General features: G+C 67.4%; 25 protein-coding genes and 1 tRNA gene. 14 read left to right on the top strand and 12 right to left on the bottom strand.

Annotated features, from left to right (window positions below):
- Positions 1 to 7: 7 nt before the first annotated feature.
- Positions 8 to 1,897 (top strand): hydantoinase B/oxoprolinase family protein, encoded by a 1,890-nt coding sequence (locus ASG69_RS19545; RefSeq protein WP_037186312.1) that lies wholly within the window; start codon positions 8 to 10, stop codon positions 1,895 to 1,897.
- Positions 1,894 to 2,535, top strand: a complete 642-nt coding sequence (locus ASG69_RS19540) for an isochorismatase family protein (RefSeq protein ID WP_056443467.1) — start codon at positions 1,894 to 1,896, stop codon at positions 2,533 to 2,535. The genes ASG69_RS19545 and ASG69_RS19540 overlap by 4 nt, the downstream gene beginning before the upstream one ends.
- Here ASG69_RS19540 and ASG69_RS19535 read toward each other — a convergent pair.
- Genes ASG69_RS19535 through ASG69_RS19515 form a run of 5 tightly spaced genes read right to left on the bottom strand, consistent with a single transcriptional unit; the run spans position 2,512 to position 7,251 of the window.
- Positions 2,512 to 3,543 (bottom strand): zinc-binding dehydrogenase, encoded by a 1,032-nt coding sequence (locus ASG69_RS19535; RefSeq protein WP_056443464.1) that lies wholly within the window; start codon positions 3,541 to 3,543, stop codon positions 2,512 to 2,514. The genes ASG69_RS19540 and ASG69_RS19535 overlap by 24 nt on opposite strands.
- Positions 3,540 to 4,361, bottom strand: coding sequence for a phosphonate ABC transporter, permease protein PhnE (gene phnE / locus ASG69_RS19530; protein ID WP_056443461.1), 822 nt, complete (start codon positions 4,359 to 4,361; stop codon positions 3,540 to 3,542). Before phnE ends, ASG69_RS19535 begins: the two co-directional genes overlap by 4 nt.
- Complete coding sequence (locus ASG69_RS19525) at positions 4,358 to 5,158, bottom strand: phosphonate ABC transporter ATP-binding protein (protein WP_082544404.1); 801 nt, start codon at positions 5,156 to 5,158, stop codon at positions 4,358 to 4,360. The genes phnE and ASG69_RS19525 overlap by 4 nt, the downstream gene beginning before the upstream one ends.
- Positions 5,155 to 6,069 (bottom strand): phosphate/phosphite/phosphonate ABC transporter substrate-binding protein, encoded by a 915-nt coding sequence (locus ASG69_RS19520; RefSeq protein ID WP_056443457.1) that lies wholly within the window; start codon positions 6,067 to 6,069, stop codon positions 5,155 to 5,157. Before ASG69_RS19520 ends, ASG69_RS19525 begins: the two co-directional genes overlap by 4 nt.
- A 48-nt stretch (positions 6,070 to 6,117) precedes the next feature.
- On the bottom strand, positions 6,118 to 7,251 hold the full coding sequence (locus ASG69_RS19515) for a TIGR03364 family FAD-dependent oxidoreductase (protein WP_056443454.1): 1,134 nt from the start codon (positions 7,249 to 7,251) through the stop codon (positions 6,118 to 6,120).
- A gap of 182 nt (positions 7,252 to 7,433) precedes the next feature.
- On the opposite strand from ASG69_RS19515, the gene ASG69_RS19510 reads away from it, so the two are divergent.
- Both ASG69_RS19510 and ASG69_RS19505 read left to right on the top strand, forming a co-directional pair.
- Positions 7,434 to 8,195: a GntR family transcriptional regulator gene (locus tag ASG69_RS19510; RefSeq protein ID WP_156380592.1), complete on the top strand. Its 762-nt coding sequence runs from the start codon at positions 7,434 to 7,436 to the stop codon at positions 8,193 to 8,195.
- Positions 8,192 to 8,878, top strand: a complete 687-nt coding sequence (locus ASG69_RS19505; protein ID WP_056443453.1) for a phosphonatase-like hydrolase — start codon at positions 8,192 to 8,194, stop codon at positions 8,876 to 8,878. The genes ASG69_RS19510 and ASG69_RS19505 overlap by 4 nt, the downstream gene beginning before the upstream one ends.
- Positions 8,879 to 9,008: 130 nt before the next feature.
- Here the strand turns inward: ASG69_RS19505 and ASG69_RS19500 are convergent, their stop codons facing one another.
- Positions 9,009 to 10,247 carry an AGE family epimerase/isomerase gene (locus ASG69_RS19500; protein ID WP_156380591.1) on the bottom strand — a complete coding sequence of 413 codons (1,239 nt, stop codon included), beginning with the start codon at positions 10,245 to 10,247 and terminating at the stop codon, positions 9,009 to 9,011.
- 95 nt (positions 10,248 to 10,342) lie between these two features.
- On the opposite strand from ASG69_RS19500, the gene ASG69_RS19495 reads away from it, so the two are divergent.
- Positions 10,343 to 10,768: an SRPBCC family protein gene (locus ASG69_RS19495; RefSeq protein WP_037186314.1), complete on the top strand. Its 426-nt coding sequence runs from the start codon at positions 10,343 to 10,345 to the stop codon at positions 10,766 to 10,768.
- Positions 10,769 to 10,774: 6 nt separating this feature from the next.
- Here the strand turns inward: ASG69_RS19495 and ASG69_RS19490 are convergent, their stop codons facing one another.
- Both ASG69_RS19490 and ASG69_RS19485 read right to left on the bottom strand, forming a co-directional pair.
- Complete coding sequence (locus tag ASG69_RS19490) at positions 10,775 to 11,443, bottom strand: hypothetical protein (RefSeq protein ID WP_056443450.1); 669 nt, start codon at positions 11,441 to 11,443, stop codon at positions 10,775 to 10,777.
- Positions 11,440 to 11,916, bottom strand: a complete 477-nt coding sequence (locus tag ASG69_RS19485) for a hypothetical protein (protein WP_056443447.1) — start codon at positions 11,914 to 11,916, stop codon at positions 11,440 to 11,442. The genes ASG69_RS19490 and ASG69_RS19485 overlap by 4 nt, the downstream gene beginning before the upstream one ends.
- A gap of 74 nt (positions 11,917 to 11,990) precedes the next feature.
- Between ASG69_RS19485 and ASG69_RS23170 the strand changes: the two genes are divergently transcribed.
- The 3 genes from ASG69_RS23170 to ASG69_RS19470 all read left to right on the top strand — a co-directional run bounded on the left by ASG69_RS23170 (position 11,991) and on the right by ASG69_RS19470 (position 13,712).
- A complete protein-coding gene (locus tag ASG69_RS23170) occupies positions 11,991 to 12,485 on the top strand; it encodes a hypothetical protein (RefSeq protein ID WP_056443444.1) in 495 nt (164 codons plus the stop codon).
- Positions 12,482 to 12,871 carry a transcriptional regulator gene (locus ASG69_RS23165; protein ID WP_051613526.1) on the top strand — a complete coding sequence of 130 codons (390 nt, stop codon included), beginning with the start codon at positions 12,482 to 12,484 and terminating at the stop codon, positions 12,869 to 12,871. The genes ASG69_RS23170 and ASG69_RS23165 overlap by 4 nt, the downstream gene beginning before the upstream one ends.
- Positions 12,872 to 13,142: 271 nt before the next feature.
- The gene (locus ASG69_RS19470) at positions 13,143 to 13,712 is read left to right on the top strand and encodes a maleylpyruvate isomerase N-terminal domain-containing protein (protein WP_056443441.1); all 570 of its coding nucleotides are present in this window, start codon (positions 13,143 to 13,145) and stop codon (positions 13,710 to 13,712) included.
- Positions 13,713 to 13,721: 9 nt separating this feature from the next.
- Here ASG69_RS19470 and ASG69_RS22930 read toward each other — a convergent pair whose 3' ends face one another.
- Positions 13,722 to 13,880 (bottom strand): hypothetical protein, encoded by a 159-nt coding sequence (locus tag ASG69_RS22930; RefSeq protein WP_200933861.1) that lies wholly within the window; start codon positions 13,878 to 13,880, stop codon positions 13,722 to 13,724.
- Positions 13,881 to 13,925: 45 nt separating this feature from the next.
- Complete coding sequence (locus ASG69_RS19465; protein WP_156380590.1) at positions 13,926 to 14,090, bottom strand: hypothetical protein; 165 nt, start codon at positions 14,088 to 14,090, stop codon at positions 13,926 to 13,928.
- 247 nt (positions 14,091 to 14,337) lie between these two features.
- Here ASG69_RS19465 and ASG69_RS19460 point away from each other — a divergent pair, with 247 nt between their 5' ends.
- The 3 genes from ASG69_RS19460 to ASG69_RS19450 all read left to right on the top strand — a co-directional run bounded on the left by ASG69_RS19460 (position 14,338) and on the right by ASG69_RS19450 (position 16,160).
- Positions 14,338 to 14,694, top strand: a complete 357-nt coding sequence (locus ASG69_RS19460) for a nuclear transport factor 2 family protein (protein WP_056443437.1) — start codon at positions 14,338 to 14,340, stop codon at positions 14,692 to 14,694.
- 55 nt (positions 14,695 to 14,749) lie between these two features.
- A complete protein-coding gene (locus ASG69_RS19455) occupies positions 14,750 to 15,262 on the top strand; it encodes a MarR family winged helix-turn-helix transcriptional regulator (RefSeq protein WP_056443434.1) in 513 nt (170 codons plus the stop codon).
- Positions 15,263 to 15,500: 238 nt separating this feature from the next.
- Positions 15,501 to 16,160 (top strand): sigma-70 family RNA polymerase sigma factor, encoded by a 660-nt coding sequence (locus ASG69_RS19450; protein WP_162246756.1) that lies wholly within the window; start codon positions 15,501 to 15,503, stop codon positions 16,158 to 16,160.
- Between the two features lie 8 nt (positions 16,161 to 16,168).
- Here ASG69_RS19450 and ASG69_RS19445 read toward each other — a convergent pair whose 3' ends face one another.
- A complete protein-coding gene (locus tag ASG69_RS19445) occupies positions 16,169 to 16,576 on the bottom strand; it encodes an alpha/beta hydrolase (RefSeq protein ID WP_056443428.1) in 408 nt (135 codons plus the stop codon).
- Positions 16,577 to 16,722: 146 nt separating this feature from the next.
- Between ASG69_RS19445 and ASG69_RS19440 the strand changes: the two genes are divergently transcribed.
- The 3 genes from ASG69_RS19440 (at position 16,723) to ASG69_RS19430 (ending at position 19,639) form a co-directional block, all read left to right on the top strand.
- Positions 16,723 to 18,339, top strand: a complete 1,617-nt coding sequence (locus tag ASG69_RS19440; RefSeq protein ID WP_056443426.1) for an MFS transporter — start codon at positions 16,723 to 16,725, stop codon at positions 18,337 to 18,339.
- Positions 18,340 to 18,434: 95 nt separating this feature from the next.
- Positions 18,435 to 19,256: an alpha/beta fold hydrolase gene (locus ASG69_RS19435; RefSeq protein WP_056443423.1), complete on the top strand. Its 822-nt coding sequence runs from the start codon at positions 18,435 to 18,437 to the stop codon at positions 19,254 to 19,256.
- A complete protein-coding gene (locus tag ASG69_RS19430) occupies positions 19,253 to 19,639 on the top strand; it encodes a VOC family protein (protein ID WP_056443421.1) in 387 nt (128 codons plus the stop codon). Before ASG69_RS19435 ends, ASG69_RS19430 begins: the two co-directional genes overlap by 4 nt.
- A gap of 64 nt (positions 19,640 to 19,703) precedes the next feature.
- Here the strand turns inward: ASG69_RS19430 and ASG69_RS19425 are convergent.
- A tRNA-Thr gene (locus ASG69_RS19425) sits at positions 19,704 to 19,779 on the bottom strand.
- Positions 19,780 to 19,815 lie beyond the last annotated feature (36 nt).

Raw genomic sequence — 19,815 nt, 5'->3', positions numbered from 1 at the left:
AGACCTGATGGCCACGATCATCGAGACCTCGACCACGCCCTTCACCACGGTTCCCGTGGATCCGATCACGCTCGACATCATCGAGAACGCGCTCCGTAACGCGCGATACGAGATGGACGAGGTGCTCTTCCGTACCGCACTCTCACCCGGTATCCGCGAGCAGCACGACGAGTTCCCGCTCATCGCCGATCCGAGCGGGAAGATGGTCGTCGGGCAGTTCGGTCTGTCCGTGCCCGACTTCCTCGACAATTTCAACGGCACCGTCGGTGAGGGCGACATCCTCCTCACCTCCGATCCGTACGCGTGCGGTGCCGCCATCAGCCACGCCAACGACTGGCTCATCGTGCTGCCGATCTTCCACAGCGGCCGCGTCGTCGGATGGTCGTCGATGTTCGGCCACATGTCCGACGTCGGCGGAAAGACCCCGTCGTCGATGCCCACCGACGCGCACACCATCTTCGAGGAGGGCGTCATCATCCCGCCCTTCAAGCTGTACAGCGAGGGGCAGCTCAACGAGACCGCGCTCGACATCATCCTCAACCAGGTCCGCAAGCCCGACTGGAACAGAGCCGATCTCAACGGTCTCGTCGCCGCGTGTTCGACGGCGTCCCGGCGCATCGTCGAGTTGTGCGACAGATTCGGTGTCGACGTCTACCTGTCCGCCCTCGACGCACTGCTGGACCGCAACTACCAGGCGATGAAGGTGCTGCTCGCGATGCTCTTCGTCGACGGTGAGACGATCGAGTTCAACGACTTCATCTGCGACGACGGATGTGGTTACGGGCCTTACGAACTCGCGATCACACTGACCCGGCACGGCGAGAAGATCCACCTCGACTTCAGCAAGGCGGCGCCGCAGGCGGTCGGTCCGATCAACTACTTCATCAACGAGAACCTCGTCCGGATGTTCTTCGGGATCTACGTCATCACCGTGGCGGATCCGCAGATCCTCTGGAACGACGGCTTCTATCCGCTGATCGACGTCACCATTCCCGAGGACTCGTTCTGGAAACCGCGCTATCCCGCGGCGCTCAACGGCCGCAACCACGGCATCGGGCGGGTGTTCGACCTCTTCGGTGGGCTCCTGGGCAAGAACAATCCCGACATCCTCAACGCCGCCGGGTTCTCGTCGTCACCCCACTTCATGTACTCGGGCCATTACGACGGCGGACCGCGGGACGGTGAGTGGTTCCAGCTGTACTCCATCGGTTTCGGCGGCATCCCCGGCCGACCGATGGGTGACGGTCCGGACGGACATTCGCTGTGGCCGTCGTTCGTCAACATCCCCTGCGAGTACCTGGAGTCGTACTACCCGCTGCGCATCGAGCGGTGGGAGACGGTCACCGACACGGGCGGCGCCGGTCTGCATCGCGGCGGCAACGGCGTGGACGTGGCCTACTACTTCGAGGAGCCGGGCACCATCGCGATCCACGACGATCGCTGGCTCACCTATCCGTGGGGTGTGAACGGCGGCAAACCCGGTGCACGCGGACGTAAGTGGCTGATCCGCGCGTCGGGTGAGACCGAGATCCTCCCCAGCAAGATTCACGACGTCGAGGTGTCGCGGGGCGATGTGCTGCACTTCGTGACGTGGGGTGGCGGCGGCTGGGGCGACCCGCTGACGCGCGATCCCGAGCTGGTGGCGCTCGAGGTGCGTCGCGGCCTCGTCAGCGCCGACGGCGCTCTGACCGGCTACGGCGTCGTCTGCGACGCGGACGGTGTCATCGATGCCGACGCATCCGCGGGCCGACGCGAGAGCATGGCAGCCGAGCGGGGCGAGATCGAGGTGTTCGACAAGGGTCCGTCCCTCGAAGTCATCCTCGAACGGTGCGAGGAGGAGACCGGTCTGCCGGCGCCACGTCCGCCCGTCAACGTACGGAAGGCGGTGCGCGCGTGACGGACACGCTCGGGTCGTATCGCGAGTCGGGTTTCGCCGGCGATCTCGGACCGGGGCGCAGCGCGGCGGTACTGGTGGTCGACGTCGTGCAGGCGTACCTCGTCGACGGGTCGCCCCTGCGCGCTCCCGTGGAGGACGCCGTCGCCGCTGCCGCGACTCTCGTCGCGACAGCCCGCGACGCCGGGGTACCGGTCGTCTTCACTCGCGTGAGCTATCAGGCCGGCGGCGCCGACGGCGGGCTGTTCATGCGGAAGATCCCGGCGCTGAGCGTGTTCGAGGAGGGCTCGGATCTCGGCGACTTCCCGTCGGCCCCGCGGCCCGCAGCGGGCGAGACCGTCGTGACGAAGCAGTACGCGAGTGCCTTCTTCGGCACGTCGCTCGCCGCGACCCTCACCGCACGCGGTGTCGACACCCTCTACATCTGCGGCCTGACCACCAGTGGCTGCATCCGCGCCAGCGCCACCGACGCTCTGCAACACGGATTCCGGCCACTCGTGGTCGCGGACGCATGTGGTGATCGGGAGGCGGGGATGCACGAGTCGAACCTGCTCGACCTGCGGGCGAAGTACGCGGACGTTCTCACCCTCGACGAGGCGGTGGGGCACTGGGGACGGTCAGACGACGAGAGCGGTGCGTAACGAGGACGACGGCCCGGAGTCCTGGAACGCGCGACCGACGTCGGCCAGTGGGAGACACGGACCCACGAGGTCCGCGAGCAGCGTGGCGGCGGGTGTTCGTGCCAGGAAGGCGACCGCTTCCACGAGGTCGTCTCGTCGGTAGTTGTGGCTTCCCACCACGGTGATCAGTTCGCGCACCAGGTGTTCGGGATCGACGGACACGGGAGACGTCGGGAACACCGACCCGACCAGCGAGACTCGCCCGGCCATCGAGACGACGTCCATTGCGGCACGCACCGAGGACGGTGCCCCGGACATCTCGAACACGGCGTCGGCCCCGTTCGTCGCCGCGGCGTCCGCCAGATGTTCCGGGGCGCATCCGACGTCCGCGCCGAGCTCGCGTGCTGCCGCTCGCCGGTCCGCATCGGGATCGCACGCGACGATCGACGCGGCACCCCGGTCGCGGGCGTAGGCGATCGCCGTCAGGCCGAGCATCCCGCACCCGAGCACGACGACACGGTCACCCTCCCCCAGACCGACCCGACGGGCCGCATTGACGACGGTCGCGGTCGCACAGCCCGCCGGTGCGGCGAGTGCGGCGGGAAGGTGCTCGGGTACCACCACGGTGCCGGTTCCGGACACCAGATGAACGTGGGACGCGAAGCCTCCGTTCAACATCCATGTCTCGGTCATGCGCTCGTGACCGTACTTGCGTCCGTTCCGACACTTCTGCGGCACTCCGCCGGCACAGGGCCGGCACGCGCCGCATGCGGTCCCCACCGTCCAGACGATGCGGTCCCCGACGGCGACGCCGGCATCGCCGCGCACCTCGATCACGCGGCCGACCGACTCGTGGCCCAGCACCGTGGGCACCGGCGTTCGGCGATGCCCAGCGACGGTGTGGCGGTCGCTTCCGCACACGGTCGACATCTCCACCTCGACCAGAACGTCCCCGGGATCCAGTTCCGGCCGGGGCAGTTCGCGAATCGAGAATCTGTCACCCGACCAGACCGCGGCGATCGGCGTCACGCGCCCAACCGCTTGCGCACGGCGCCGCTCAGCAGATCGACGGCCACGACGAGGACCAGGACCATGAGGATGTACGTCATCATCTCGTCGAAGCGGAAGAGTGAGATGGACTGATTGATCAGGAAGCCGATACCGCCGGCACCGACCAGTCCGAGCACGAGCGACGAACGGACGTTGACGTCCAAGCGGTACAGCAGAAGTCCGACGAACTGGGGAACGACGGTGGGGAGCACCACGTGCACCGCCACCTGGCTGCTCGATGCGCCGGACACCCGCAGCGCGTCGATCGGGCCCTCGTCCATCTCCTCCATCGCCTCGGACCACAGCTTCGCCATCACTCCCGTGTTGTGCAGAATGATCGCGAGTACGCCCGCGAACGGACCGAGACCGACGGCGGTGACGAAGATCAGAGCGAACACGATGTCCGGCACGGCCCGCAGGAACGACATCACTCCCCGCGAGGCCTGGTAGACGACAGCGTTGCGGTTGGTGGTGCGCGCACCGAGCACCGCCAGTGCGACCGAGAACGGAATCGAGAACGTCGTCCCGACGAGTCCGATCGCCAGGGTCACCAGGCATGCCTCGATTCCGGGGCGCACCACCGTCGACCACGTGAAGTCCGGCGGCACAGCTGATTCGAGGAAGCGGACTATCCCTTCCCACCCACCGACGAGTGCGGACACCGAGACATCGGTCTCCTCGACGGCCCAGGCGTGGAGCAAGATCAGTCCGACGACGACGGCAGCGGTGGCGAGCACCACCAGTCGGCGGCGGGGACGCGGCGGGACGGCCAGACGCCGGACAGTGAGGGTGGTCATCGATCCGAGTCCTTCTCGTCGAGTGCGATGGCGCCGGACCCGTACAGTGCCGCGACCGTGTCGTCGTCGAGGTCGTAGGCGGCGCAGGAGAATCCGACGCGACCCTGGTCCATTCCGACGATGCGATGACAGTGGCGGCGGGCGAGATCCGGTTGATGCAGGACGGCCGCGACAGCGATGCCGTCGGACGCGAGAGAGCGCAGGAGTTCCATGACCTGCATCGCCGACGCCGGATCCAACGCGGACACAGGCTCGTCCGCCAGCAGCACAGGAGCGCGCTGGCACAGCGCGCGAGCGATGGCCACACGTTGCTGCTGGCCGCCGGACAGTCGATCGGCCCTGTCGTGGGCACGGTCGGCGAGACCCACTCGATCGAGACAGCCCATCGCCTCCTCCCGGAGCTCACGACCGAAGGCGAACGTCGACCACGATCGTCGCAGCGACAACCGCCCCAACGCGCCGGCGCAGACGTTGTCGAGAACCGATCGCCGCCCGACCAGGTGGATCTGTTGGAACACCATCGACGCGGTCGCGTCTCCCACGATGGTGACCGTTCCCGCGTCCATCTCGGTGAGACCGACGATGCACCGCAGCAGTGTGGACTTCCCGGATCCGTTGGAACCCAGGATGCCCACCACCTCGCCCGAGTGCACGTCGAGATCGATGCCGTGCAACACGGTCCGGTCACCGAACGAGGATCTGACGCCGCGCACCGTCAGTGCGGCAGCGCCGCCGGAACCCGGGGCGGCAAGCGGCGCTGTCACCGCCGGCGCCGATGTCGAGGTGGGTGCGCTCATCCCGCGTCCTCGGACGTCAGACCCAGCGTGGTCGCGAGATCGAACAGCGGCTGATATGTGCTCTTGTCGACCGGGAGGAGTTGTCCTGCGGGTTCGACGTCGAGGAGTGCTCCGGCCTCGGCGACCGCATCGGCGGGCAGATCGAGCAACGCGTCCGCGACCGCCTTCTGGAATTCCTCACTCGTGCCGCCGGCGACCGTGATGGGGTCGTTCGGAATCGGATCGGATGCCCAGACCTGCCGGAATTGCGAGGTGTCGAACTGGCCCTCGCCCGTGGACGTCGCCAACTGCTGGGAGTTGATCTCCGCTGCGTCGACCTTGCCGTTCGCCAGGGCGAGGAGGGCCTCCGGATGACCACCCGCGTAGGTGATCGAGACGTCGGAATCCTGCATGCCACTGTCGCGCAGCGCCATCCGCGGAAGCGCATCACCCGAGGTCGACCCCGGCTCGGACAGCGCGAGACTGCGGCCACGCAGATCCTCGATCGACTGAATGTCGGAGTCCTTCGGAACCCAGACGCCGGCCGTGTAGGTCGACAACACCCCGTCGGCGGTTCCGAACGACGCCAGCGGCCGCGCATCCGCCTCCTGGCTGGCGAAGACGTACCCGAGCGGACCGAAGACTCCCAGCTCGAGCTGCCCGTTGCGCATCGCGAGCACCTCCGCCGAGTAGTTGTCCACCACGGTCACCTCGACCGGGCAGTTCAGCTTCTCCGACAGGGCTTCTCCGACCACCTGGAAGGCCGGGGTGAGTTTCGCCGGATCCTCGAAAGGCTCCACGCCGAAGCGGATGGCGCCACCGGGGCAGGTCGGTGACGCATCCACCGCGTCACCACCCGAACCGCAGGCGCCGAGAGCGAGAGTGGTGACCGCGGCCGTGATGACGGCGGCGGTCGAACGGGACACGCGCATGGGAAGGTCTCCTGGTCTGGGGGAAGCGTGGGTACGAGCGGGACGGGGTCAGAAAGAGTCGAGAACGGTCGGCGCCAGGCCGAATGCCGTGGTCATGCCGATGCCCGAGGTCACGGACACCACGCGTACGGCGGGCAACGGTGCAGCGGTGAGGAAGTCGGTGTCCGGACTACTGGCGTAGACACCCCGCCACCGCCGCAGGACGGTGAGGGGAGCGCCGAACAGGCGCGCGCCCTCACGGAGAAGAAGCTCGGCGTCGAACTCGTCGTCGAACGGGCTGTGTGTCCGGGCATGGTGGTGGGTGTCGCCGAGGACGACGGCGCCGTCCGGACGTTGGGTGAGCATGAGATTCATGACCACGTCGAGAAGTTCGGGCGAGTCCTCGGCGATCCGTCGCCGAACGAGTGCGGCGGACGGCATCGCCGACAGTCCGGCGTATCTCAGCATGGACAGGCCGGTCAGCACTGCCGGCTCGATCACGACACCGCTGGGTGCGGACACCTCCAGCATCTGAAGACGGCAGCGCTCCATTCCGATACCCGCCGCGATGTTAGGGAACAGTCGATCCACGTCGTGTCCGACGGCGTGAACCACTGCGTCGCACATGATCTCGCCGTGTGGAGTGTGTACGGTCGCGCCGGCACCGCTCGACTCGATCGCCGTGACGTGCGTCGCCCAGCGGAACTGCACTCCCTCCGCGACGAGCCACGAGGCGAGGGCGGGAATCGCTTCACGAGGATCGACTCGAAGATCGTGAGTGAACCGCGCGGCACCGGTGACGCCGGGGCGGTCGAAGGGCCCGGCGCAGACACCCATGTCGACCTGCTCGGTCCCGCGTTCGGCAGCGAACTCCTCGAGGACCGCGAGTTCGTCCGCCCCGCGAGCCACCACGAGAGTTCCGCACTCGCGGACTCCGAACCCGGCCTTGCTTCCCAGCGTCAGCCACCTCTCGCGCGCAGCGAGAGCGTAGGTCAGCGCGTCCCCTGCCTGTGCCGTCGTGCAGATGTGTCCGAAGTTCTGGATCGACGCTCCCACCGCGTGATCGTCTCGTTCGACGACCACGACGGACAGTCCGCGGAGCACCGCTTCCGCAGCGTGCGCCAATCCGACGATGCCGGCGCCGACGACGACGATGTCGGCACGGGACGGTGGAGGTGTCGATGGTTCTCGGGTCTCGGTCACGGCGACGACGTTGCTCCCCGAACTCGGCCCGGTCAAGAACTTCTCGCGACTTGTACATACATGTTTACCGACCGTTCATCCAGTTCATGGCCCCGCGGCCGTGCACGATGCGGCATAGTCGTCATCGGTACGACCAGTTGTCCAGTCAGGTCGCCCATACCCCGATCCACCGGAGGGTGCGCATGATGTCTCTACCTCTGCACGGCCGCGTCGCCGATGCGCTGCGCGGTCAGATCACCGACGGAACGTTGCCCGTCGGTGCGCCGCTCCCGTCCGAGGCGCGCCTGTGCGCGCTGTTCGACGCGTCGCGGGGCACGGTCCGCGCCGCCCTCGCCGCACTCCGCCACGAGGGGCTCATCGCCGGCGGTCGCGGTCGTCCTCCCGTCGTGTGCGCAACCGCCGTCGCGCAACCGTTCGAGACGTTCATGTCCTTCACCGCCTGGGCCGACTCCATCGGCAGGGTTCCCGGCCAGCGCACCCTCGAGGTGGCACGCCGGGCCGCCGGACCCGTCGCCGCAGCCGCGCTCGGTCTCGATGCCGGCACCGTGGTCATCGACGTCCTGCGCCTGCGAACCCTCGACGGGGCACCCGCTCTGCTCGAGCGATCCAGTTTCGTGGAATCGGTCGGCCGCAGACTGTTCGACTTCGATCCCGATTCCGGGTCCATCTACGCCTACCTGATCGGCGAGGGGGTGGACCTGCACGGCGGCCGACACACCATCGACGCCGTGTCCGCCACCGATGTCGACGCCGCCCATCTCGACACCGATCCCGGAGCGCCACTTCTCCGCGAGCGGCGCCGGGCGACGGACAGCACGGGCACCCCCCTCGAGTACGCGGACGACCGGTATCGGCCGGACCGCGTCGCCTTCACCATCGACAACACGCAGTCCGCCGTGCACGGCGCGGCTCACGACCTACGCATCGTCAAGGAGAGCTCATGACAGCCCGCTCGTTCGACCTCGCCTGCCTCGACATGGCCGGCACCACCGTGGACGAGGGCGGGCTGGTGTACACCGTGCTCGCCGCGGCCGTGTCCGACGCGACGAACAGTTCCGTGTCCGACGAGCTTCTGTCCCGATGGAAGGGAACCGGAAAGCGCGAGGCCATCGTCGGTCTGCTCGACGGCCTCGGAGCGTCGACCGACGACCGGCACGTGGACGTCGTGTTCGACGACTTCACGACACGACTGGCCGAGGCCTACCGGGAGACTCCCCCGTCGCCCGTCCCGGGTGTGCCCGACGCCCTACGGCAGTTGCGCGAGCGCGGAGTGAAAGTAGCGCTGCAGACCGGTTATTCGGCAGGGATCACGAAGGCGATCCTGGACGGGCTGGGGTGGACCGTCGGTACCGACCCCCGAGACACTGTCGACGCAGTGATCACCTCCGACACGGTGCCGGCGAGTCGCCCCGCTCCCTATCTGATCTTCCGGTGCATGGAGGCGACCGGCGTGGTCGACGTGCGCCGGGTGCTCGTCGCCGGTGACACCCCGAACGACGTTCTGGCAGGCCATCATGCGGGCGCCGGGTTCGTCGTCGGAGTGCTGAGTGGGTCGTTCGACGCCGCCGCTCTGTCCGCTGCGACGCACGTGCTGCCCAGCGTGGTCGGCGCAGTGGACCTGCTCTAGACCGCTGCGGCAGGTCACATCCACGGCACTCGTCGTTGCCACCACGGCATCGGTCGCGGTCGCTCCGATTCGACTGTCGCCGAGCGTGAGCGAGTAGGGGAACCGTGCGACGACGCGCACGGGCATCGGGTCACCGTGGACCGGGCATACCGCCGCTCAGCACCGCCGCAAGGCTCGATCCCGTGGGATACCGACTGATCCACACCGCCTGGGCTGCGTGGTAGATGTCGGGCTTCCCGCCCCACACACTCGTCGCCACGGTGTTGTGCTCGTCGAGTTCGTGGTGCCACGATCCGTGCGCTCGGTCGATGTAGCAGTCGGCTGCGTGATCCCACCACGCGCGATAGTCGTTCTCGTACCGCCCTTCTCCGGTCCACCGCAGCAGGGTCGCGGCGGCGGCGATCGCCTCGCACAGCACCCAGTGCAATCGCTGGGTCACGACGGGCCGGCCGGTCCAGTCGGTCGTGTAGAGGAAGCCGGGCGTCGACCCTTCCTGCCATCCGTCGGCAGCGGCGCGCCGATACAGCGATCGAGCGACGTCCACGTGGTCGTGCCCGCGCGCGCTGGTGGCCACGAGGGAGACCTGCAGCATCAGGCGCGACCACTCGAAACCGTGACCGACCGTCGCACCGTAGGGCTTGAACTGATCGGCCGGACTGTCGGAGTTGTACTCCAGCAGCGGTTCCCAGTCGGTGGTGAAGTGTTCGGGGATGCGCCAGTCGTTGGCCTCGGACCATTCGATGACGCTGTCGCAGATGCGAGCGGCCCGCTCGCGCCACACTGTGGGGGCGCCGGCGTCCACTGCCGCGAGCATCGCCTCCACCATGTGCATGTTCGCGTTGATCCCGCGATAGTCGTCCAGCTCCGACCAGTCGGCGTTCCAGGTGTCCACGCACATGCCACTGCGGTCGTCCCAGAACCGGGCATCGACGACGGCGAGTGCGTCGGCGAGCAGTGCAGGTCCGCGAGGGTGACCCGCCGCGGTGGCCGTCGACGCCGCGAGAACGACGAAGGCGTGCGTGTAGGCCGACTTGGTCGCGTCGTCGGTCGACTCGACCCAGCCGTCGTGTCGGTCGTCGCGCAGCACCGTCAGGAGTCCGTCGAACAGTCGGTCGGCTCTGCGGCGAGAGCTCGGATGCCCGAGCAGCGCACCGAGGTACTGCACGTGCACCATGCGCGCGGTGATCCAGGTGAACACCGGCCGTGTCAGGTCCGGCTCGCCCGTGTCGTCGAGCCACGCCGCGCCTCCCGACGGGTGATCGAGCGTGCGGCCGAAGTCGAGCAACCGGGCGGATTCGCCGTCGAGCCACGACCTGTGGGACGGAAGCGTCGGCCAGGAGGGACCCGCAGGCATCTCGTTCGAGGACACCGCGTCACCCTACGAGACCGTCGGCGCCTCCCGGCTCGAAACAGCGGCACCGGTGCTGACATGATCGGGTCCCGCATCGAACAGGAGTCCCTCTGATGGCAGCACCCACGCGCGTCCACGTCACCCACACGTTCACGTCCGCACCGGATGTCGTGTTCGCAGCCCTGTCGGAGCACGAGAACCTCGGCCCCCTGTTCGGAGCGAAGATCACGCGTGTTCGTGACGGAGACAGCTCGCGCAACGGTGTCGGCTCCACCCGCGCACTGAAGCTCGGCCCGCTGCCCGCCTTCCACGAGACGACGATCGTCTCCGAACCGAACACCCTCATCGAGTACAAGATCACCAAGGGCTCACCGCTGCGCGGACACTGGGGCACCCAGCGCCTGACCCCGACGACCGACGGCGGCACCGCTCTCGACTACACCATCGGATTCGACGCGCCCGTTCCCGGCTTGGCTCTCGTGGTCGCGAAGGTTCTCACCTCGACCATCTCCGCCAAGATCGGCAACCTCGTTCCCTGACGTCGGTCAGTACGTGTAGTTGATGTCGCGGGAGAACGTGAACCCGCCCGTGGGTGCGGTGCAGGCGATGATGTCGTCCGGCCCGGACTTGCACACCACCCCGTCGACAGAGAGCACCTGGCCGACGTCGAGCACCAGAGCGTTCTGATCGACGTAGATGCCCTGCGTCGTGCAGAAGCTCCCCGAACCCGCACCGGTGACACGAATTGCCACCTTGTCGTTGGCCGCGTTCGAACACTGCGCACCCTCGACTGGGTTTCGGCCGTCCTCGGCCTGGCATCCCACTCGTCCCTCTGGACCGTCCGACGCCCAGATACCGCAGTGCAGGTTTCCCATCGGCGACGTGAAGTTGTACTTCCCGGGTTCGGTCAGGAACACCGCGGGATCGACGTTGCCTGCCTCGTTGCCGGACGGCTGGAAGGGCGCACCCCCGGGCACGAGATCGGCCGCTTCCTCCGGAGTTCGCTCCGGTGGGGTGGCAGTGGACTCCTCCGACGCCGGTGTCGCGGTGGTCGACTTCACCGCCGGTGTCGCGGTGGTCGACTCCACCGTCGACGTGGCCACCGTGGTCCCAGCAGCCGGTGCATCCGTCGCGGAATCCCCGCCGGAACACCCCATCAGAGCCGACGCACACAGTGCAGCGATCGGAGCGACGAACGTCCGCATCGCCGTCATCGGGCCGGCACCTCGAAAGTGGGGCTCGGCGTGTGCGGGGTGTTCGTCCTGAACGTGACGGTGACCGGGCCTGCACCCGTGTCGATGTCGAGATAGGGGTTGGTCACGTTGGGGCCCTGGAAACGCCAGCTCGCCACTCGGTGTTCAGCGGTACCGCGAGCGCCGGTGTCGTGATTGTGCCAGTCCGCGTACATGGTCACGTAGCACTCGTAGTCGGCCAGCCCCACCCACGCGGGGCTGTACAGATGGGTCGTGAAGTCAGCGTGAATCTCGTCAGGGGTGTAGCCGCTGGTCACTCTGACATCGACCGTTCCGGCGAGGCACTGGGGAACCTCGGCGAGAGTGTGGATGCGCTGCTCCGGTGAGAAGTACATCGGTTGCGCACCGGCGTTCACGGTGCCACCCACCGTGACGACTGCCGTCAGGGCGCCGGTGACGACGACGGCGCGAGTGCTGATCGGGCGCTTCTTCATGACCCTCCTCGAGTGGACTGCACGACCCGCCGAACGTAACACTTTCCGGCGCGGAAAGTGTTAGTGTTTCCGTCATGGAAAGTCATCGGTCGCCGGACGATGCTCGCGCCCTGCTGAGTGAGATCCATGCCGACCGAGTCGTTCTCGCCGACCGTCTCGTGGCGCCGACATGGTTCTATCCGACCTTCGCGGCACTGACCGCCCTGTACGTCGGTACACCGTCGCTGCCCGATGGCCACGTGCGTTCGGTGTCGACGTCTGTTCTGGTCGCGGCCGCGATCGTGACGACGGTGCTCTGTCCCCGCCTGACGGGGGTACGCCCATCAGGAGTGGGTGTGGTCGGGTGGTGTGTTCTCGGTGGGCTGCTGGTGACCGTGCTCGGATCGTTGAGCGTCTCCTACGGTCTGGTGGCATCTCTGTCCGCGTGGTGGGTCCTCGTGCCACAGGCGCTGTGTTTCGTGCTCGTGCTGTTCGGCGGCCGCCTGTTCGACCGCGAGTATCGCCGCCATCTGCACGCAGACGACGTCCGACGCCCGTCCGGCCGGGCGCACTCCGGACCACGGTCGTGACCGAGGATCGCGGCCCCGAACCACGATTCGATGCCGTCATCCACGCACCGGTCCGGCTGCGCATCTGCGGGCTTCTACGCCGAGTCGACGAGATCGATTTCGCCATCATCCGCGACACCCTCGAGATCAGCGATGCGTCTCTGTCCAAACATCTCCGAGCTCTGTCGGACGCGGGCTACCTGTCGACGAAGAAGACGACGTCACTCTCCCGCGGCGACTCGCGACTGGTGACGTGGGTCGAGCTGACCCGGGTCGGTCGCGATGCGTTCGACTCTCACATCGCAGAACTCGGACTCATCGCGCACGGTCGCCCGGAACAGTCGACGGCTCGGCAACCACTGTCGACGAGACTTCCCCACTTCGGACCGACACCCGAATTCGGCTGACGACCGCACGGCGTCGTCGCCTGATCCACGTCGTATCCACGTTGTTCACGCCGACGTCGACTCACCCGCCGTTCGAGTTCACCGGGGCTCGATATCAATGACCCGTCACCGTCGAACAGCGCAGCGGCACAGACAGAATTCGGGTCGCATCCTGTGCGCGGGGAGACCGGTGACGCAACGATCCGAGCGCCCGCCGACACGGGCACCCTGCTCGGCTCGGACTCGCTCGCGCACGATTGACGTGAGGGCGACGACGGAGCACAGTGCGCGCATGACAGTGCCGCGCGAGACCGCCGACCGTCACCGCGCCGTCGCCGCGACCTTCACCACGCTCGTCGAGTCCACGTCGGCCTGGGATGCCCCGGCGCCCGTGGACGGTTGGACCGCACGTGATGTGGTGGCGCACCTCGTCGACTGGTTCCCGGCGTTTCTGGCGACGGCCACCGGGCTGGAACTCGATCGTGGGCGCTCACCACTCGAGGACCCGGTCGATGCCTGGCGTGTCCACAGCGACGCCGTGCAGAGAGTGCTGGACGGGCCGGACGCCGCGACCCCGTTCCACCATCCGATGATCGGCGAGATGCCACTTCCCGCGGCGGTCGGCCAGTTCTACGTACCCGACGTCTTCATGCACTCGTGGGATCTCGCCGCGGCCGGCGGGCAGGACCTCTCACTCGACGGCGACTACTGCGCCGAACTGGTCGACGGCATGCAGCCGATCGAGGAACTCATGCGGTCGTCCGGCCAGTACGGGCCGGCTGTCGCCGTACCCGACGACGCCGACGATCAGACGAGGCTTCTCGGATTCATCGGGCGCGATCCGCATTTCCTCGGGCGCTGAGGCGCCGCGTCAGTCCTGCACTTCGTCTCGCTCGTGCTGCGTTCTCTGCTCGAGCTCGTCGTCGTCGAGATGGCTCGGTGTCTTGGCGTGAGCCCGGCGGTCCGGGTGCGCGTCCTCCGTGGGAACCAGGACGTCGTCGAGTGTGGGTTCGTCGTGTGGATCGGTCATGAGTGCGGCGTACCCGCAGATCCGTCCGTCACACGTCGGACGATCTCACCCCGCGACAGATCGACCGGCTCGACGGTCCAACTCGCGGCGCACCCGGGTGCACTCGTTGGAGACCGACACGACGTCGTCCGGTGGCGCGTCGCGGGCAATGGCGGAACGGCGGTCCGTCACCAGCCGCTCGTACCGTTCCTGCAACAGATCGGTGGACATCTCCGCATAGTTCATCGCCCGACTCAGCTCTGACCGCGAGGGTGACCCGGCAGGTCACACCACACTCTCGATCTCCACGATCAGGATCCATCACCGGAGGTCGACTCGGGCATGAATGGCAGATCCCCCACGGACGGTCCATTTACCCGTTCCATTGTGGCGCCACCCTCTCGCGACGCGGTAGACGTGGAGACCGGCCGCGCCTAATTTGGGTGAACCTTCACCCATATGGAACTGGAGCCCAGCGATGGCAGAGTCGATCGAGCAGCTGATGCACGCCAACCTCCTGCAGGTCTTCGGCGAACGGGACCCCGCGGCGAGGCGGGCCGCCATCGCGCGGACGTACACGGAGGACGTCGTCTTCTCCGATGCCGAGGCTCGGGTGCAGGGCCACGACGCACTCGATGCCAAGGTGCAGGCGATCCTCGACGACGCACCGGGATTCGTGTTCACCGCGGACGGCAGCGTTCACCTCATGCAGGACGCCGGCTACCTGGCGTGGGCACTCGGACCCGAGGGCTCCGATCCCGTCGTCCGCGGAGCCGATGTCGGCATCGTTCGCGACGGCCTCCTGGCACAGGTCTACACCGTCATCCTCACCTGAGGTCGGTGGCCGCCTCGATGCGGGCCGTGCGTCGTCGGCCGGGTACAACAGGACGATGACCGAGTACGACGTGGCATCCGAGTCTCCTTACGCCTTTCTCGGCGAGGAGGAGACACGGGCCTGGTACGCCTACATGAAGGTGCACCTGCGGCTGCGCTACGAGATGGATCACCAGCTGCGCGGCGATCACGGCATCTCCCTGGCCGACTACGACGTACTGGTGGCGCTGGTCAGCGATCCCGAGCGCACGCTCTCGGTGTCCGACCTCGCCACCCGCATCGGCTCCGAGCGCAGCAGGGTCTCGCATCAGCTCCGCAGCCTGAGCGCACGGGGACTCGTGACCCTGGCGACCGACCCCGACGACCGTCGAGTGACCCGAGTTGCACTGTCCGACAGAGGTAACGACACCCTCGCCGATGTCTCGCCGCGACACATCGACTTCGTGCGGTCCGTCTTCTTCGATGCCCTCACTCCCCCTCAGGTGCAGGAGATGTCGACGATGTTCGAGGGCATCTACGACCAGTTGATCCGACACGGGACACTGCCCCGGCCTGTCGACCATCCGTGAGTCACCCGACGCCGATCAGTCGGAGTCGGACGGGAACCCGGGAGAGCAACGACACATCCGATCTCACGGCGCTTCTCACGGGTTACCGACCCTCGAACACTTCCTGACACCGAGACTGGCGCGATTCACGAACTCCTGGTCGCCCGCTGCTCAGGAAACGGACCGCACGGCGCACGACGCGAGATACGCGGTGTCCGTTCATGCGAGCGTCGGGGCCCGCATGATGCAGAATCAGCCCATGACCACGGCGGAGTACGCATCTCCGCGACGAGCGCGCCCACCATTTCTCGATGTCGATCGGTCCGATCGTGCAGCGACCGAGGCGAACGCCGCTGCGCTGGACCGAGACCTTCGCGACCGATGCGGTGTCCTGCTCGGCCTGATCGCCTCCGGGGACGACCGTGCGATGGTCGAACTGATGCTGGTCACTCGACCCGTGGTGTTCGCAGCGGCGTTGCGAGTTCTCGGAGACCGTGCGCGCGCCGAGGACACGGCTCAGGAGACGTACTTCCAGGTGTGGACCTCGGCCGGAACGTTCGACTCCGACCGAGGGACACCTCACGCCTGGTTGGCGACTCTCGCGCGCCGACGAGCGATCGACCGTTCGCGCTCCGACACCGCGTCGGCGAGACGGGACACGAAGTACAGCGCATCGCATTTCGACCGCGACCACGACGGCGTCTGGGAAGCGGTGTGGACGAACGCCGACAACGATCTGCTGACGAAGGCGCTGATCGAACTGACCAGTCTGCAGAGAACCGCTGTCGACCTGGTCTACTTCCAGGGCCTGTCGTGCCGCGAAGCAGCCGAGCGGCTCGGCGTACCGCATGCCACCGTCAAGACCCGCGTGCGAGACGCCGTGCTGCGCTTGCGACTTCACCTCGCGCGCACCGCCTGAGCGAGCGCTCAGAGGGTGCAGCGAGTCCCTGCCTCGGGTGTGGCCAGCTCGACGAGATAGTCGGCCACGATGTCGTTCACGCAGGCATTCGCACCGGAGATCGCGACGGTGTGCTGCTCGCCGTCCACGGGGAGCAGCGTTCCGCCCAGAGTGTCCGCGAGGTTCACACCTCCTTCGTAGGGCGTGGACGGATCACCGGTGATCGAGATCGTCAGAGTGTCGGGAACGCCCTCGACATCCTGTGCGTAGGGAATTCCGAGTGTCGGCTCGGCCGGCCAGAACTCGCACGGATCACGAGCCCCCTCCGGACCGAGTCCCGCGTCCGTGAACGGCGCGATCTCCTGAATTCTCCGTTTGAGCTCGACTTCCTCCTCCGGGCAGTGGATTCGGTCCTCACGCCGCCGTGACCACGTCAAGGATGTGGCTCCGGGGGCTTCATCCTCACCGCGAGGAGGCGGATGGACGACCCGTGCTGCACCGTGTCGACACCGCCCGGTGGTCGTGATATGCCTGGCGGCATCGTCGCCACCGCGCACGCATCGACCGACCGGAAGGTCCACCCATGACCGCCGACCTCGCCGCAGGCCCCGACACCCACTCGTCCTCAGCATGGGCGCCGCTGCGTGGCAGGGTGTATCGCACGCTGTTCATCGCTCAGCTGGTGTCGAACATCGGCCTGTGGATGCAGACGGTGGGATCACAGTGGTTCCTGGTGGAGCAGAACAGCAGCGCGACCTTGGTCGCCCTCGTGCAGACGGCCAGCCTGCTGCCCACCTTGTTCTTCGCCCTCCTCGCCGGCGGACTCGCCGATCTGCTCGATCGTCGCAGGTTGTTGATCGCGATCAGCACGTACACCGCCGTCGCCGCGACGGCCACCGCGGTGCTCGCCTTCACCGACGTGCTAACCCCGGTGATGTTGCTGGCGATGACGTTCCTGCTGGGGTGCGGCTCTGCGCTGTCGTCTCCCGCATGGCAGGCCATCCAACCCGAACTGGTTCCGGCCGAACAGATCCCGGCAGCATCCGCCCTGGGCGGCGTGACCGTGAACGGTGCGCGCGCCGTCGGCCCGGCCATCGGCGGCGTGATCGTGGCTGCGGCCGGACCCGCCGCGGTGTTCGCCATCAACGCCCTGACGTTCGTCGTCATCATCGGCGCGCTCGTGTGGTGGCGTCGGCCCGCAGACGACCGGTCCGTCGACCGAGAGCGCCTCGGCAGGTCCATGCTGACCGGGCTGCACTACATGCAGTCCGCACCGATCGTGCGCCGGATCCTGCTGCGCTCGGCCCTGTTCGCCTTCCCGGCATCGGCGCTGTGGGCCCTGCTGCCCCTGGCCTCGTCGCGCCACCTGCACTTCGGCGCGTCGGGGTACGGGCTCGTCCTGGGAATGCTCGGTGTCGGCGCAGTGTCCGGCGTGGCGCTCTACCCGCGGTTGCGACAGTCGATGTCGGGCAACGCCGTGCTGGCACTGTCCGCGGTCACCTATGCCGTCGGCGTCGTCTCCGTGGCCTACCTCCCCGCCGGCGCGGCCGTCCCGTTGCTGCTGCTGTCGGGCGCCGCGTGGATCGCCACCCTGACCACACTCAACGCGGCGATTCAGCTCTCTCTCGCGCACTGGGTGAGAGCTCGGGGGATGTCGATCTACCTGTTGGTGTTCATGGGCTCCCAGGCGCTGGGCTCGTTCGTCTGGGGTCTGGTCGCATCGCACGTCGGTTTCGCTGCAGCGCTACTGATCTCGGCGGTGCTCTTGATGGTCACCGCCGCCAGCGTCACGGTCCTGCCTCTGCGCGCCGACACCGGCACGCTGCCGCGCGGGGTGTCGACGGCGTGGCCGACACCGATGGTGATGTTCGAACCCGAACCCGACGACGGCCCGGTGGTCGTCTCGGTGACGTACCGGGTGCGGCCCGACTCGACGACCGACTTCGACCGCGCCATGGCGGCCGTCGGGAAAGCCCGCCGCCGGACCGGCGGGTACTCCTGGGCACTGTTCAGGAACGGCGAGGACCCGTCTCTGCGTGTCGAGCAGTTCACCGCCCGGTCGTGGGGCGATCTCGAGCGGCAGCACCGTGAGCGCTGGACCGAGTCGGATCACCAGCGGATGACCGAGGCTCTGTCCTACACGGTGACCGGTACGACCGAGAAGGAGGAACACCTGTTCGGCGTACCGGCCGACCGGTAGTGCGAGACCCCGGCCGGACGTGACGACCCCCGGTCAGGCGTGCAGGAACCTTGTCGTCAGCCACTGATCGGGACCCACGAAACCTGGAGGTCGCCATGCCCTACATCACCACCACCGACGGAACCGAGATCTACTACACCGAGCAGGGCACCGGAAAGCCCGTGGTGCTGAGCCACGGATGGCCGCTGTCGTCGGATGCCTGGCAGGTCGAGCTCAAGCTGCTCGCCGACGCCGGCTACCGAGCCATCGCCCACGATCGCCGCGGACACGGCCGGTCGTCCAAGACCTACACCGGCAACGACATGGACACCTACGCCCGTGACCTCGCCGAGCTCGTCGAGGCTCTGGATCTACAGGATTTGACGTTGATCGGCCACTCGACCGGCGGCGGCGAAGTCGTCCGCTACGCCGCCCAGCACGGCGGATCCCGCGTCGCCCGCGTCATCACTGCCGGCGCCGTCCCGCCCATCATGCTGAAGTCGGAGTCCAACCCGGAGGGCACTCCGATCGAGGCACTGAACGACATCCGCGACGGCGTGCTGACCGACCGCTCGCAGTTCTACCAGGATCTCGCGCAGCCGTTCTTCGGCGCCAACCGTGACGGCGCCGCGGTCTCGCAAGGCGCGATCGACGACTTCTGGCGTCAGGGAATGCTCGTCAACCTCGCTGCCGCCTACGACTGCGTGAAAGCGTTCTCCGAGACCGACTTCACCGAAGATCTGAAGGCGCTGACGGTCCCGATCTTCATCGCCCAGGGTGACGACGACCAGATCGTCCCCATCGCGGCGGCGGCCCAGAAGTCCATCGACCTCGTCCGGGACGGCACGTTGAAGGTGTACCCGGGCGCACCGCACGGCATCTACGGCGACTACCAGAAGGCCCTGGACGCAGACATTCTCGACTTCCTCGCCCGATGACCACCCCCCTCGCCCTCGGGCCCGTCGGCAACGTCTTCTACTTCGTCGACGATCTCGAGGCCGCAGTCGAGTGGTACTCCGCCCGGCTGGGTCGCACACCGATCCAGCGGGGCGGGGCACTGGTGGCCTACGACATCGACGGGGTGCGGCTCACGCTGCACGAGAACGACGACTACAACTCGTCCGGGCCGGCCGGAGTCTCCGCCTACTGGACCGTGACCGACGTGGATGCGATCGTCGCGGACTGGACAGCCCACGGAGCGGTTGCACACCGGGGACCCAAGACGGTCTTCACCGGTGAACGTCTGTGCCAGCTGCTCGATCCGTTCGGCAATCTGTTCTCGGTGCGACAGGCTCCCGCAGAGATGGATGTCAACGGCTAGGACAGGGGATCAGAGACCAGAAAAGCGGCCACGCGTATCGCGAGGCCGCTTTTTCTGAACTGTGTGGAGCCGCCTAAGAGAATCGAACTCTTGACCTTTTCATTACGAGTGAAATGCTCTACCGACTGAGCTAAGGCGGCGCGGCTCCCTGAGGAGCCATCGCAAGTTTAACCGGT

The sequence above is a fragment of the Rhodococcus sp. Leaf225 genome (assembly GCF_001426145.1).
In the GTDB taxonomy this organism is placed as follows: Bacteria; Actinomycetota; Actinomycetes; order Mycobacteriales; family Mycobacteriaceae; genus Rhodococcoides.
This window is presented reverse-complemented; position numbering and strand designations above follow the sequence as displayed.

Coding starts and splice junctions, on each gene's coding strand:
- ASG69_RS19545 (WP_037186312.1), top strand. CDS start 8: ATGGCCACGATCATCGAGACCTCGACCACGCCCTTCACCACGGTTCCC.
- phnE (WP_056443461.1), bottom strand. CDS start 4,361: ATGACCACCCTCACTGTCCGGCGTCTGGCCGTCCCGCCGCGTCCCCGC.
- ASG69_RS19525 (WP_082544404.1), bottom strand. CDS start 5,158: ATGAGCGCACCCACCTCGACATCGGCGCCGGCGGTGACAGCGCCGCTT.
- ASG69_RS19520 (WP_056443457.1), bottom strand. CDS start 6,069: ATGCGCGTGTCCCGTTCGACCGCCGCCGTCATCACGGCCGCGGTCACC.
- ASG69_RS19510 (WP_156380592.1), top strand. CDS start 7,434: ATGATGTCTCTACCTCTGCACGGCCGCGTCGCCGATGCGCTGCGCGGT.
- ASG69_RS19505 (WP_056443453.1), top strand. CDS start 8,192: ATGACAGCCCGCTCGTTCGACCTCGCCTGCCTCGACATGGCCGGCACC.
- ASG69_RS19495 (WP_037186314.1), top strand. CDS start 10,343: ATGGCAGCACCCACGCGCGTCCACGTCACCCACACGTTCACGTCCGCA.
- ASG69_RS19490 (WP_056443450.1), bottom strand. CDS start 11,443: ATGACGGCGATGCGGACGTTCGTCGCTCCGATCGCTGCACTGTGTGCG.
- ASG69_RS19485 (WP_056443447.1), bottom strand. CDS start 11,916: ATGAAGAAGCGCCCGATCAGCACTCGCGCCGTCGTCGTCACCGGCGCC.
- ASG69_RS23170 (WP_056443444.1), top strand. CDS start 11,991: ATGGAAAGTCATCGGTCGCCGGACGATGCTCGCGCCCTGCTGAGTGAG.
- ASG69_RS19470 (WP_056443441.1), top strand. CDS start 13,143: ATGACAGTGCCGCGCGAGACCGCCGACCGTCACCGCGCCGTCGCCGCG.
- ASG69_RS22930 (WP_200933861.1), bottom strand. CDS start 13,880: ATGACCGATCCACACGACGAACCCACACTCGACGACGTCCTGGTTCCC.
- ASG69_RS19465 (WP_156380590.1), bottom strand. CDS start 14,090: ATGTCCACCGATCTGTTGCAGGAACGGTACGAGCGGCTGGTGACGGAC.
- ASG69_RS19460 (WP_056443437.1), top strand. CDS start 14,338: ATGGCAGAGTCGATCGAGCAGCTGATGCACGCCAACCTCCTGCAGGTC.
- ASG69_RS19455 (WP_056443434.1), top strand. CDS start 14,750: ATGACCGAGTACGACGTGGCATCCGAGTCTCCTTACGCCTTTCTCGGC.
- ASG69_RS19450 (WP_162246756.1), top strand. CDS start 15,501: ATGACCACGGCGGAGTACGCATCTCCGCGACGAGCGCGCCCACCATTT.
- ASG69_RS19440 (WP_056443426.1), top strand. CDS start 16,723: ATGACCGCCGACCTCGCCGCAGGCCCCGACACCCACTCGTCCTCAGCA.
- ASG69_RS19435 (WP_056443423.1), top strand. CDS start 18,435: ATGCCCTACATCACCACCACCGACGGAACCGAGATCTACTACACCGAG.
- ASG69_RS19430 (WP_056443421.1), top strand. CDS start 19,253: ATGACCACCCCCCTCGCCCTCGGGCCCGTCGGCAACGTCTTCTACTTC.